Annotated in this window: 8 protein-coding genes; 4 read left to right on the top strand and 4 right to left on the bottom strand. The window is 72.3% G+C overall.

Features of this window, described 5'->3' with window-relative positions; genetic code table 11:
- Window positions 1-2,130, top strand: coding sequence for a rhamnan synthesis F family protein (locus L332_RS19525; RefSeq protein WP_021009943.1), 2,130 nt, complete (start codon window positions 1-3; stop codon window positions 2,128-2,130).
- Between the two features lie 3 nt (window positions 2,131-2,133).
- Here L332_RS19525 and L332_RS19520 read toward each other — a convergent pair whose 3' ends face one another.
- A complete protein-coding gene (locus tag L332_RS19520; protein ID WP_021009942.1) occupies window positions 2,134-3,459 on the bottom strand; it encodes a hypothetical protein in 1,326 nt (441 codons plus the stop codon).
- Entirely contained in the window at window positions 3,456-5,846 is a 2,391-nt protein-coding gene (locus L332_RS19515) for a hypothetical protein (RefSeq protein ID WP_021009941.1), read from the bottom strand. Before L332_RS19515 ends, L332_RS19520 begins: the two co-directional genes overlap by 4 nt.
- A 161-nt stretch (window positions 5,847-6,007) precedes the next feature.
- On the opposite strand from L332_RS19515, the gene L332_RS19510 reads away from it, so the two are divergent.
- Genes L332_RS19510 through L332_RS19500 form a run of 3 tightly spaced genes read left to right on the top strand, consistent with a single transcriptional unit; the run spans window position 6,008 to window position 9,068 of the window.
- On the top strand, window positions 6,008-6,922 hold the full coding sequence (locus L332_RS19510) for an ABC transporter permease (RefSeq protein WP_021009940.1): 915 nt from the start codon (window positions 6,008-6,010) through the stop codon (window positions 6,920-6,922).
- Complete coding sequence (locus L332_RS19505; protein ID WP_021009939.1) at window positions 6,922-8,139, top strand: ABC transporter ATP-binding protein; 1,218 nt, start codon at window positions 6,922-6,924, stop codon at window positions 8,137-8,139. Before L332_RS19510 ends, L332_RS19505 begins: the two co-directional genes overlap by 1 nt.
- On the top strand, window positions 8,136-9,068 hold the full coding sequence (locus tag L332_RS19500) for a glycosyltransferase (RefSeq protein ID WP_021009938.1): 933 nt from the start codon (window positions 8,136-8,138) through the stop codon (window positions 9,066-9,068). The genes L332_RS19505 and L332_RS19500 overlap by 4 nt, the downstream gene beginning before the upstream one ends.
- A 7-nt stretch (window positions 9,069-9,075) precedes the next feature.
- Here the strand turns inward: L332_RS19500 and rfbA are convergent, their stop codons facing one another.
- The gene (gene rfbA, locus L332_RS19495) at window positions 9,076-9,951 is read right to left on the bottom strand and encodes a glucose-1-phosphate thymidylyltransferase RfbA (RefSeq protein WP_021009937.1); all 876 of its coding nucleotides are present in this window, start codon (window positions 9,949-9,951) and stop codon (window positions 9,076-9,078) included.
- A 41-nt stretch (window positions 9,952-9,992) separates the two neighbouring features.
- Window positions 9,993-12,920 (bottom strand): glycosyltransferase, encoded by a 2,928-nt coding sequence (locus L332_RS29315; RefSeq protein ID WP_081646029.1) that lies wholly within the window; start codon window positions 12,918-12,920, stop codon window positions 9,993-9,995.
- Window positions 12,921-13,012: the final 92 nt, after the last annotated feature.

Genomic DNA, 13,012 nt, shown 5'->3' with positions numbered 1-13,012 from the left:
GTGCGCCTCGACAGCCCCCGCCGCGCGCTCGTCTTCGCGTTCCACGACGTCGACGGCATCGTCGACGACGCGTACCTCGCCTACGTCAGCGCGCTCGTCGCGCTCGCCGAGCGCTCGATCGTGGTCGTCAACGGCGGGCTCGAGCCCGAGAGCCGCGCTCGGCTCGAGGCCCTCGGCGCGACCGTGCTGCAGCGCTCGAACGAGGGCTACGACATCTGGGCCTTCAAGGCCGGCCTCGACGCGCTCGGCGAGCACCTCGCGGAGGTGGACGAGCTGCTCGTCGCGAACTCCTCCGTCTTCGGGCCCGTGGGGTCGCTCGCGGACGCGCTCGCGGCGATGGATGCGCGGGACGTCGACTTCTGGGGGATGACCCGGCACGCGGCGCTCGGCGGCGCCGCGAGCGGCCGCGGCCGCGCCCCGCGCGCGGAGCGCGCGCACATCCAGTCGTACTTCACCGCCTTCCGCAGCTCGGTGCTGCGCTCCGAGGCGTTCCGCGCCTACTGGCGCGACCTCCCGCCGATCCGCGACTACGCCGACGCGGTGCAGGCGCACGAGATGGTCATGACCGGCTACTTCGAGGACGCAGGGTTCTCGTGGGACACGCTCGTCAACACGAGCGACCTCGAGCCCTTCGCCGAGAACCCGCTCATCGCGATGGCCCCGGCGCTGCTCGACCGCGGCTGCCCCGTCTTCAAGCGGCGGCTCCTCTACGTCGGCGCCGGCGGGCTCCTCGCGCACACCGCCGGATCGGTCTCGAGGCAGCTGTGGCAGCGGCTCCGCGACGCGCCCGGCGTCGACATCGATGCGCTCGAGCGCCACGCCGCGCGCACGATGCGCTCCGCCGACCTCGACCTCGCGCTGCAGGACTTCGTCTCGATCGACACCGGTCCCGCCGACGACGCCTCGACCGTCGCGGTCGTGGTGCTGCCCGGCCCGCTCGCGGCGCAGCAGGCGTCGGGCATGCTCGCCGCGGGGATGCGCACGGTGCTGCTCGCGCGCGACGGCGACGCCCTGACGCGGGTCGACGGCGCCGAGGTGGTCCGCACGGGCACTCGCCCGCCGCACCTCGCCCTCGCGAGCGTCGACGCCGAGCTGCTGTACGTGCTGCCGTCGATCGATGCGGCGCGCCACGAGGCCGACGCCCGGATCGCCTTCGAGCACGCGCGGCAGGCGCTCGGCTGGGAGCGCGACGAGCTCGGCCGGGTGGCTCGCGCGTTCCGCGAGTCGGCGCTCCTCGGCATGGTGCTCGCGCCGCCCTCCCCCGCCCGCAACTTCTACGGCGGCATCGGCGGCGCGCGGCCCGAGCGTCGCCTCGCGGCCCTCGAGGCGGCGTGCGGCGCCCTCGGGGTCGATGCTCGCGCGCTCGCGGACGCGGCCCCGGGCGCGGGCCTCTGGATCCGGCGGGCGACGGCTGCGCAGTGGAGCGCCGCGGTCGACGCGATGCCCGCCGCCGAGCGCGACCGCGCCGAGCGGCGCCTGCAGCCCCACGACTGGCTCGCCATCATGACGGCCGTGCTCCCGCGGCTCGGCTGGCGCGTGCGCCGCGGCATCTCCCGCGACCTCGCCGAGACCCTCGCGGCGGTCTCCTCCGCCGCCTACGCGAGCATCAACCGCGCCGCGGGCGCCGTCGACGGCGAGGGGCTCGAGGCCACGCTCGCCCGCGTCGATCAGCGCGCGATCACCGCCACGGTGTTCTTCGACGTCGGACCGGGCTTCGCGCACGCGACCTCGAGGTCGTTCGAGCGGCGCGCGGGCGGCTCGCTCGAGGTGCGCGTCCGGGTGCCGGAGGACGCGCTCGGGGTGCGCTTCGACCCGCTGGAGGGCGCCGGCGCGCTCGTGGAGGGCATCTTGATCGAACCGGCCGAGCTGCGCATCGTGCCGCTCAACGGCACCCGGTCGCGCGGCGTCGACCTCTTCTCGAGCCACGATCCCGCCTACCTGGTCTCCGGGCCGGCTGCCGGTCGGGAGATCGTCATCCGCGCCGAGCGGGTCGAGCGGATCTCGGTCGACGCATCCGCCCTCGAGCTCGTCGAGCGCCGCTTCGGCGCCGGCGGGCCGGTCGCTCGGGCGCGGCACCTCGCGATGCGCGCCGGCTCGAAGGCTGTCAGGCGGCTGCGCCGCCGCGGCTGAGGATCAGCTCCAGGAGAGGCCGATCAGCACCGTCGAGAGCGCGACGACGGCCCACCCGATCGCGCGGCTGCGAGCGAGCAGCATGCCGGCGCTCACGAGCAGGAACGGCAGCAGCGCGGCGCCGTAGCGCAGCGGCGGCTCGAAGTAGCTGCCGTCGAGCACCCACGTCATGAGCATGAGCACCGGGATCATGAGCACGGCGAGCGCTCCGGTGCCGATCGCCCAGCTGCGCGCGCTGGCAGCCCCGGTCGGCGTCGACTGGCGGGCGAGCCCGACGACGCCGGCGACGATGCCCGCGCACGCGAGCGCCGTCGCGGCAGCGACCGCGATCTCCATCGAGGCCTGCGCCTCGACCGGCTGCACCGCACCGACGTTGAGCAGCACGTTGTCGAGCAGGCGCACGATGCCGTCCGGCGGCAGGTGCTCGGAGCCGACGCCGAGGTTCGCGCCGGGGCCGACGGCCGTCGCCGAGCGGATGCGTCCCCACACGAGCTGCGATGCGAGCGCGACGACGCCCGCGACCGTTGCCGGCAGCACGGTCCCGCGCCACGCGCTCGCCTCTCGCCATCGGCCCTGCGTGACGAGCGCGTGGACGACGACGATGAGGAGCGCGGCACCGAGCGCCCCGATGGCCTGCGGCTTCGCGAGCACGCCGAGGAGCCCGACCGGCACGAGCCACCACGCGCTCGAGGCGCCGGTGACCACTCGCGCGGCGAGGAGGGCGAGGGCGGCACCGGCCGTGATCGCCGCGGCGTCGGTCGAGATGTAGGCGAACGACGACTGCGCGACCGGCGTCGCCATGCCGAGCAGCACGAGCCCTACGGCGGGGACGAGGCCGACGCGGAAGCGGCGGAGCGCGAGGAACGTCATCGATGCGGCCGCGGCGAGCCAGAGCCCGCCCACCATCCGGCCCGCGTCGAGCAGGCCCATGCCGAACCACGTGAGCGGCTGCGCGAGCACGCGCGTGATCGCGAAGTAGACCGGGGTGTAGAGATCGGCGCCCGTGAGCCCGTGGTACGGGAAGAGGGCGTCGTCGTCGACGTCGCCGATCCCGCAGCCGTCGCCGTACGAGCCGTAGGACGCGACGCCGCGGCACTCGAGCTCGGCGCGGGCGAACTCCCCCACCTCCTCACCGGTGCGGACGAACCCCTGCGAGGAGACCTTCGTGAGGTAGTCGAAGTAGACGTACTCGTCGTAGGGGCTGAACGGCGCCTGCCGCTGCACGGACGTCGCCACGAGCGCGATCGCGAGCACGACGATGCCCGCGAGCGCCCAGCGGACGGCCCGGCGGACCCGCTCGCCGGGGTCCGCCGCGACCTCCGCCGTCATCGGGTGACGACCGGGCAGCCGAGCAGGACGCTCGAGCCCGCTCCCTCGTTCACCGCCCAGGCGCACACGCGGTGCGAGCCGGGCGGCACGGTGGTGGTGAGCGAGCCGAGACCGCGCTGCGCGCCGTAGAGCGGGTAGACCCGCGCGACGTCAGGGCGGGACGCCGTCGCCCGCTCCTGGGCGACGAGGTCGCCGCCGAGGTAGAGGTTGATGAGCGGCGACGCGGCCGTGTCGGGGTCGATCGCCCAGCCGTTCAGCCGGAGCGCTCCCGTCGCAGGGTCGACGCTCGCGGAGTCGATCCGCCCGAACGGCGAGCCGGTGATGTTCGCGGTCTTGCAGCCGAGCAGCTTCGGGTCGCCCGCTCCGGTGTTGAGCGCCCAGATGCAGATGCTGTTCACGCCGGGCGACAGCGTGAGCTGACCGGACTGCATGCCGCGCTGCGCGCCGTAGGCCGGGTAGTAGCGCGCGACGTCCGGACGGCTGCCGTTCGCCGCGTACTCAGCGCGCACCGCGCCGTTCACGTAGACGCGCACGGTCACCGGCGCCGTCGAGTCGGGGTCGATCGCCCAGCCGTTCACGGTGAGCGCCCCGGTCGCGCTGTCGACGACGAGCGAGTCGATGTTGCCGAACGGCGAGCCCGAAGGCGTCTCGACGACGCGGCAGCCGAGCTGCACATCGCTGCCGGAGCGGACGTTCAGGGCTCGCACGCACACGGTGTTCGTGCCGCCCGCGACGCTCGCGGTCATCGCGTAGCCGTGGTTGTTGCCATAGCCGGGGAACACGCGGCCGACGTCGGGTCGGCTCCGGTCGGCGCGCCCGGTCGTGACGACCCGGCCGTTGACGAGCATCTGCACCTCGATCGATGCCGCGGTGTCGGGGTCGAGCGCCCAGCCCGAGACGCTCACCGAGCCGGGACCGGCCGACGTGCCGTCGAGCTGACCGCGCGGCGGGCCGGATGCGTTGGAGACCTCTCGGCACCCGAGCAGGGGGTTGTCGCCCATCGGCACCGCGATCGCGTAGACGCAGACCTCGCTCGTGCCGACCGGGATCGGCAGCTGGAAGGCGAAGCCGTGCCTGTCGCCGTAGTCGCGGTAGACGCGGCCGACGTCCGGCCGGGAGGTGTTCGCGGTGAAGGCCCCGGCGTAGCGGCCGTCGAGGTAGGCGTGGACGTTGATCGACGCGGCGGTGTCGGGGTCGAGCGCCCAGCCGCTGATGTTCGCCGTCCGGCCGGAGGCGGACGCGTGGTCGATGCGGCCGACGGGCTGACCGGTGGGCGGCTGCACGGTGCGGCAGCCGATCCACTGATCCTTGCCTGCGCCGACGTTGAGCGCCGCGATGCACATCTCCACGGGCACGCCGCGCATGGCGAACTCGATCGAGAAGCCGTGGTTGTTCCCGGCTCCCGTGAGCGCCTGGCCCGCCGCGGCGTTCGACTGGTCCGCGCGGTACGTGCGCTGCCAGACGCCGTCGAGGTACAGGTTGACGGAGATCGCCTGCGCGGGCGCGGAGGGGTCGATCGCGAAGCCCGTGGCGATCGCCCTCGCCGGCGTCGTCGAGACGGACTGGATCGAGCCGAACGGGTCGACGCCGTTGCTCGAGCGCGGGTCGCCGAACCAGTCGGTCCAGATGCGCCAGAAGTTCCGGTTGCCGTATGCGGAGCACGAGTCGCCGGTGCCGTAGAGGTTCGCGAGGGCCGCGGCGTTCGGCTGGTAGGGCGTGTAGTTGTACAGCCCCGCGGTGGCCTGGTTGCGGATGAGCACGGGGCTCGAGCCGCACGCGGCGTTGGGGTGGTACAGGATGTTGTTGACGCGGCCGGCGATGTGGTTGTAGTTCTGCGGGAACGTCTTGTAGACCTGGAACTGCCGGGCCGCGTAGTAGACCTGGTAGAAGAAGCCGCCGAAGCTGCTGTCGCACGGCGCGGTGTCGGGGCACGCGAAGCCCGTCGCCTTCGCGTAGCGCGTCGCGTTCGGGGAGCGGTGGGTGACGAGCGACTGCTCCTTCTCGAGCAGCACGAGCAGCACTCGCGGATTGATGCCGCACGCCGCGCCGACCCGGGCGATGATGCTCGCCGACGACTCGTTCGCGACGCCGTTCATCGCGGTGCAGTAGCGGTTGGCGGGCATCGACGGCGTCGCCTGCTTGTAGTCGACGAGGCACGTGTAGCCGCTGACGCACTGCGGACGCCGCTCGTCCAGGAAGCGCTGCACGGCGCCGGCATCCATCGAGCCGCCCGCGTAGAAGTTCTCGTCGCTGATGAGCTCGCCGGGGTCGAAGCTCGATGCGCTCGCCGCCTCCGCGGTCGTCGGCGCCGTCACGAGGCCCGACACGAGCACCCCCAGGACGGCGACGGACGCCACGAGGGCCCGGCTCCAAGACCGCTTCTCCACGCGCAAACCCCTCAACAGTTCCGTGACAGCACCGCGGGCAAGTCTACAAGCGCGCTATGCCGGAGCCGAGAGGCCCGTCGGAGCGTCGGCGACCGGGCGGGGCCGGCAGGGACGGCGGCGATAGGATGGGTCGTTCTGATCCGCTCCCCAGGAAGGTCTCCATGACCGACATCGCGCGCGATCGCGCGGCACGGCTGGCCGCTGAGCCCTGGATCGACGCCGGCGTCTCCGGGCGCGGCCTCCAGGGCTTCGTCACGACCATCCGCGAGCTCTGGCGCTACCGCGAGCTCTTCGGCCGGCTGACGAAGCGCGAGCTCAAGGCGAGGTACAAGGACTCCCGGCTCGGCTTCGTGTGGAGCCTCGTGCGGCCGCTCACGATGCTCTTCGTGTACGCGCTCGTGGTGGGCGAGTTCCTCGGAGCCGCGCGCAGCATCCCGAACTTCGGCATCTACATCTTCGCGGGCCTCGCGATCTACACGCTCTTCTCCGAGACCGTCGGCGCGGGCACGAGCTCGATCGTCACGAACTCGGGCCTCATCAAGAAGGTGTACCTGCCGCGCGAGATCTTCCCGCTCGCGACGATCGGTCCTGCGCTGTTCACGCTCGGCATCCAGCTCGTCATCCTCATCGTCGCCTCGGCGGTGACGGGCAGCCTGTCGCTGGGTCCCCACCTGCTCTACGCGCTGCTGTCGATCGTGCTCATCGTGGTGCTGAGCGCGGCGCTCGCGCTCGTGCTCGCGGCGACGAACGTCTACCTCCGCGACGTCTCCTACCTCGTCGACGTCGTGCTCGTGCTGCTCATGTGGGGCTCGCCGATCCTGTACTCGATCGCCATGGTGCGCGACCGGCTCGCCGGGGGCGCCTTCGAGTGGCTCACGCAGCTCTACATCAACAACCCGCTGACGCTCGCCGTGCTGGGATTCCAGGAGGCGTTCTGGCAGGCGGGCGCGAGCGCCGACTTCGTGCCGCACCTGTGGGTCAACATGCTCATCGCGACCGGCGTGAGCGCGGTGCTCGTCATCGTCGCGCAGCGCGTCTTCGCCCGACTGCAGGGCGACTTCGCCCAGGAGCTGTGATGGAAGCCGTCCCCATCGTCCAGGTCGAGAACGTCTCGAAGCACTTCACCGTGCGCAAGGACAAGAGCCTCAAGGAGCGCGTCGTCAACGCCGCGCTCGGCAGGAGGCACGCCGAGACCTTCGAGGCGCTGCACGACATCTCGCTCGACATCCACTCGGGCAACACCGTCGGCCTCATCGGCCCGAACGGCTCGGGCAAGTCGACGCTGCTGAAGACCATCGGCGGCATCATCCATCCGAGCAGCGGCCGCGTCGTGCGCCGGGGCCGCATGGCGGCGCTGCTCGAGCTCGGCGCCGGCTTCCACCCCGACCTCTCCGGTCGCGAGAACGTCTACCTCAACGCCTCGATCCTCGGGCTCACCGAGCGCCAGATCGACCGGTACTTCGACGCGATCGTCGACTTCTCGGGCATCGAGGACTTCATCGACACGCAGGTGAAGTTCTACTCCTCGGGCATGTACGTGCGGCTCGCGTTCGCGGTCGCCGTGCACGTCGACCCCGACCTGCTGCTCGTCGACGAGGTGCTCGCCGTCGGCGACGAGGCGTTCCAGCAGAAGTGCCTCGACAAGATCCGCTCGTTCCAGCTCGAGGGGCGCACGATCGTGCTCGTCACCCACACGCTGAGCCAGATCACGGATCTGTGCACGCGGGGCATCGTGCTCTCGCACGGCAACGTCGTCTTCGACGGGGCGCCGATCGACGCGGTCGGGATGCTGCGCGGCGGCTTCCAGTCGCAGCGCGACGCCGACGCGGCGCAGCGCCTCGAGCGGGAGAACGCGCTCAGCGCCCCGGCGAGGGCACGGGTGGCGATCCCGAGCGTGCGGCTCGTCGACGCGCAGGGAGCGCCGACGACGGGCGTCGAGATCGGGCAGGACGTGCAGCTCGAGGTCGAGGTCGACGCGATCGACTCGGTGCGGGACTGGCGCCTGGGGATCGCGATCGCCAACACCTTCGGGCAGGTCGCGCTCTACTCCTCGACCGAGCGGCTCGGGCTCGACCCGATGACGGAGCTCTCGGGCCGATCGACCCTCCGGTTCTCGATGCCGTCGCTCTCGATCGGCCCCGGCGCCTACACCGTGTCGGCCGCGCTCGAGCACCGCGACGGCACCGAGCTCGCACGCGCCCAGGAGGCGACCGCGTTCCGCGTGGCGGACAACGGCATCAGCACGGGGCTCGCGTCGACGCCGCTGTCGGTAGCGCTGCAGCCGGCGCGGTGAGCGAGCTGGCGGCGGCCGCCGCGGCGCTCCCCGCGGTGACCGTGCTGATGGCCACCCACGACGGCGCGCGCTTCCTGCGCGAGCAGGTGGCATCGATCCTCGCCCAGCGCGGCGTCGACGTGCGGCTCGTCATCTCGGACGACGGCTCGACCGACGGCACTCGAGGGCTGCTGCAGTCGCTCGCCGCCGACGAGCCGCGGATCGTGCTGCTCGAGCCGGTCGACCTCGGCTCCGCGCATGCCAACTTCCTCCGGCTCATCGCCGAAGCGCCGTGGGACGGCGCCGCCGCCGTCGCGTTCTCCGACCAGGACGACGTCTGGCACGCCGAGCGCCTCGCGGCGCAGCTCGAGCAGCTCCGGGGCGCCGAGGCGGTGAGCGCGAACGTCGTCGCCGACTACGGCGACCGGCGCACGCTCATCGACAAGGCCCAGGCGCAGCGGTCGCTCGACTTCGTGCTCGAGAGCGCGGGCCCGGGCTGCACCTTCGTGCTCTCCGCGCGCGCATTCGACCTCGTCCGCCGCACGGTGCTCGACGATCCCGAGGCCGCCGACGCGCCCATCCACGACTGGCTCGTCTACGCGATCGTGCGCGCCGCCGGCATGCGCTGGCACATCGATCCCGCGCCCGTCATCGACTACCGCCAGCACGACGCGAACGTCGCCGGGGCGAACGTCGGCTGGCGACAGGCGGGCCGCCGGCTCCGCCGCCTGCGCACCGGCGAGTTCCGGCGCGAGGCCGCGGTCATCGCACGCATCGCGGCTCGGCTCGCCGACGAGCCCGAGCGCTCGCGGCTCACCTCGATCGCGGCGCTGCTCGAGCGCGACGACCTCGGCGCCCGGCTCGCGCTGCTGCGCGGCGTCGGCAGCCTCCGCCGCCGCGGCGCGGACCGTGCCGCGCTCGCCGCGGTGCTGCTGCTCGGCCTCTGGTGACGCCTGCTCAGTCGCGCGCGGCGCGCTCGAGCAGCGTCAGCAGGTAGCGCCCGTAGCCGCTCTTCACGAGCGGCTCAGCGAGGGCGCGCAGCTGCTCGTCGTCGATCCAGCCTGCGCGCCAGGCGATCTCCTCGATGCAGCCGATCTTGAAGCCCTGCCGGTCCTCGATGACGCGCACGTACTCGCTCGCCTGCATCATCGACTCGAACGTGCCGGTGTCGAGCCACGCGACGCCGCGGTCGAGCACCTGCACGCTCAGCGCGCCGCGCTCGAGGTAGCGCTCGTTGACCGTCGAGATCTCGAGCTCGCCGCGCGCGCTCGGCTCGATGGTCTTCGCGATCTCGACGACCGAGTTGTCGTAGAAGTACAGGCCCGGCACCGCGTAGTGGCTCTTGGGCTGCTTCGGCTTCTCCTCGATCGAGATCGCCCGCATCTCGTCGTCGAACTCCACGACGCCGTAGGCGGCCGGGTCGGCGACCTGGTACGCGAAGATGAGCCCGCCCTCGATGTCGCCGTGCCGCCGCAGGCTCGAACCGAGGCCCGTGCCGTGGAAGATGTTGTCGCCGAGCACGAGCGCGACCGACTCGTCGCCGATGAACTCCTCGCCGATGATGAACGCCTGCGCGAGCCCGTCGGGGCTCGGCTGCACGGCGTACTCGATCTGCATGCCGAGCTCGGAGCCGTCGCCGAGCAGCGCGCGGAACTGCTCGTTGTACTCGGGGGTCGTGATGACGAGCACTTCGCGGATGTCGGCCATCATGAGGGTCGACAGCGGGTAGTAGACCATCGGCTTGTCGTAGATGGGCATGAGCTGCTTCGAGATGCCCTTGGTGATCGGCCACAGCCGAGTACCGGACCCGCCCGCCAGGATGATGCCGCGCAACGCGCCTCCATTCGTCGTCGGGCCAGAGGCCCCCGGTGAGTCTAGTCGTTGCTCTCCGGCCGCTTGCGGACGAGCCGCTCGACGCCGCGGAGCGCACCGTTGCGGCTTCCTCGCGCAGCGGTCGCGCGGTGCCGGGCGCGAGCCGCCGCATCCGGCGCACCGGAGCGGGCGAGGAGCTCGTCGTGGTACGCCGGCGCGGAGCGCGACCAGCGGAGGAGCCCACGAAGCCCCAGGTGCCGCGCGGCGAAGAGCATCCGGTTGCGAGCGTTGTAGTAGGTGTAGCCCAACGACTTGCCCCCGCTCCCCTGCGTCCCGCCGACCTCGTGCACGACGTGTGCGCCCGGCTCGAGGACGAGCCGCCCGTGAGCGAGCCAGCGGTGCGTGAAGTCCACGTCCTCCCAGTAGAGGAAGTAGTCATCGTCGAGTCCGCCGAGACGGTCCCACGCGTGCACCGGGACGAGCAGGCACGCGCCGGTCAACCAGTCGAGCGCCCGATCCGCTTCATCGCGTCGACGATGGCGCGCGATCCCGCGATCCCAGTCGATGACGCCACCGTCGAACCACAGGCGGCCGTCCGGCGTGAGGATGCGAGGGGCGACCATGGCGTCGGGCTCGGCCAGGGAGCGCTCGAGCATGCGCTCGATGGTCGGGGCGTCCGCGCGCACGTCGGGGTTCAGCAGCAGCACGTGCCGAGCGCCCATCTCGAGCGCGCGCTGCACGCCGGCGCGCACTGCCGCACCGAAGCCGACGTTCTGGGGCATCTCGATGAGATCGCCGCGGAGCCGATCGGCAACGGCCATGAGTCGCTCGTGCTCGGCAGTGTCTGTCGGATTCTCGACGATGACCGAGCGCATCCTGCTGAGGAGCGGCGTCAGACCGCGCTCGATGAGGGCCGCCGAGCCGAAGCTCACGATCACAGCGACTGCCGTGGGGTCGATCGGGCGCGAGCGGGTCGCGATCGCGTCGAGGACGATCCGCGCGAAGGCCTCAGCCGTCGCTTCGGGCGCGCGCGTCCTCGCCGCCTCGGATGCGCGGCGGCGAGCTGCCGATGGCAGCGCGGCGAGCCCATCGAGCAGCCACTCGCGACGAGCAGGGTCGACGACGACTGCCCATCCTTCGTCCTGCGCCTGCTCGACCGCCATGCAGGGGAAGGCCACGACCGGCAGGTCGAACGTCGCCGCGAGCTGCAGCGCACCCGAGTTGAGCCCCTCGCGATAGGGCATCACGAGGACGTCGGCCGCTCGGTGCCACAGCTGCACCTCGTCGACGGGGACGTGGTCTGCGTGCACCGTCACGTCGTCACGGTCCGCGAACCGCTGCTCGAACGCCGCGGCGTCGAAGCCGGCTCCGGGGCGTCCTGCGACGAGCAGGTGCAGGTCAGCACCGCGCTCCCGAGCCGCGAGGAAGCCATCGGCCAGCGCGTCCAGCCCCTTGTACTCCCGCAGCGTCCCGTGCAGGAGCACCGCGGTCCTGCTCTCCGGGATGCCGAGCGCGGATCGGGCACTCGACCGGTCCATCTCATCGGGGTAGACCCCGAGGTAGCTGGGATGCGGGATGTTGACCTGCCGCTCGAGCCGGATGCCCCAGGCCTCCTCGATCGCCTCGGCGGTGCGCGGGTGCATGGTGTGCACGATGTCGGCCCGCTCGGCCAGCCCCTCCAGGAGGCGGCGCTCGGCGCATGGGTTGATCGGTTCGTGCGCTGCCGCGTTGTGCACCGTCCAGATGAGCGCGCCGCCGGCGCGCTGGAGCGCGTCCACCTCAGCGAGGGCGCGATCGACGGCCGCGCACGCGTCCTCCTCGGTCGAGGCGCGCTGCGTGATGGGAGCAGTCCAGTTGAGGTGCACCGCGAGCCCGTCGGCTGCGCGGTCGAGCACGCTCTCGAGCGAGGCGCCGTGCTCGAGGTCGATCGTCGAGATCCCGGCGGACCGCACCCCCGTCTCGATGATGTCCTGCCAGGGGTTGTCGGTGAAGCGGCCCCACGTCACGAACGTCGGCGCGGCACGGGAGCGGACAGCAGCGGGACGCGATCCCGCGCAGATGCGCTCGCGCTCCTCGGGGGCGAGCGTTCGCTCCAGCTGCACGTCGTTCTGGCCGCCTGCGACGTTGGACCGATACAGCCCGGTCGCCTGCGTGGCGGGGACGAACGGGAAGTTGCGGCTCTGCGCCTCGACCTGCGCGGTCTGGATGCCGTTCCTGACGGCGACCGCGTTGATCCAGACGTCGTCAGCGGTCGGCGCGCTCTCGAGGAACCCCTCTCCCTCGTCCCGCAGCCGCTCGAGCAGCGCCACCGGCAGCAGCTGCCCCGAGACGCCAGTCCCGAAGTGCGCGAAGCTCGGCGCCGTCCCCGAGGCCGGGCGCCACTCCCGATACGGTCGCAGCGCGCCGTCGAGGCACGGGATCTCGTGCGCCCGGAACGCGTGCACGAGCTCCGGCCGCGCGCGGTGCGCCTCGACCAGCACCCGCAACCACCGGGCGGGATAGACCATGTCGTCGTCGCTCACGACGAGCGGCAGCTCGTGGCGGAGGATCGCGGACACGTAGGGCCAGTACTTCGCGTGCACTCGCAGGCCGGGCGCTGCCGGGAGGATCTCGAGCCCGCGCCGCTGCAGGCGCAGCAGGGGCGACGGCAGCGGGCGAGCGAGATCGGGCTCATCGAGGAAGAGGATGAGCCGGCGCGGCAGGATGTCGCCGCGCGCGATCGACTCGAGCGCGACCCAGACGAGGCGGATGCGCTCTCCGTGCGTCGTCATCGTCACGACGGCGTCGCCGCTCGGATCGACGACGGGTGCGCGCGAGCGCAGGTTCTGCGCGCGCAGGCCGGCGATCTCGCGCAGCAGCCGGGGCGACGGGCGGTCGTCCTGAGCGGCGGTCGCCTGCTCGTGGAGCGGCACCCCCACGGTCCTCGACAGCAGCCTCCGACCGGTGGACCGGGCGCGGGCCATCGAGCGCTGCAGGGCTGGAACCGGCATGCGATCACCATAGTCGCCGCGTGCCCAACCCTTGACAGTGGCGGAAGTTTGCTGGCAGGGTAACCGACTTGTACCCCATCATCCTCTCGGAA

The sequence above is a fragment of the Agrococcus pavilionensis RW1 genome (assembly GCF_000400485.1).
Taxonomy (GTDB): domain Bacteria; phylum Actinomycetota; class Actinomycetes; order Actinomycetales; family Microbacteriaceae; genus Agrococcus; species Agrococcus pavilionensis.
Note: the sequence above shows the minus strand (reverse complement) of the source record. Positions and strands in the feature narration are given on the sequence as shown.

Coding starts and splice junctions, on each gene's coding strand:
- L332_RS19510 (WP_021009940.1), top strand. CDS start 6,008: ATGACCGACATCGCGCGCGATCGCGCGGCACGGCTGGCCGCTGAGCCC.
- L332_RS19505 (WP_021009939.1), top strand. CDS start 6,922: ATGGAAGCCGTCCCCATCGTCCAGGTCGAGAACGTCTCGAAGCACTTC.
- L332_RS29315 (WP_081646029.1), bottom strand. CDS start 12,920: ATGCCGGTTCCAGCCCTGCAGCGCTCGATGGCCCGCGCCCGGTCCACC.
- L332_RS19520 (WP_021009942.1), bottom strand. CDS start 3,459: ATGACGGCGGAGGTCGCGGCGGACCCCGGCGAGCGGGTCCGCCGGGCC.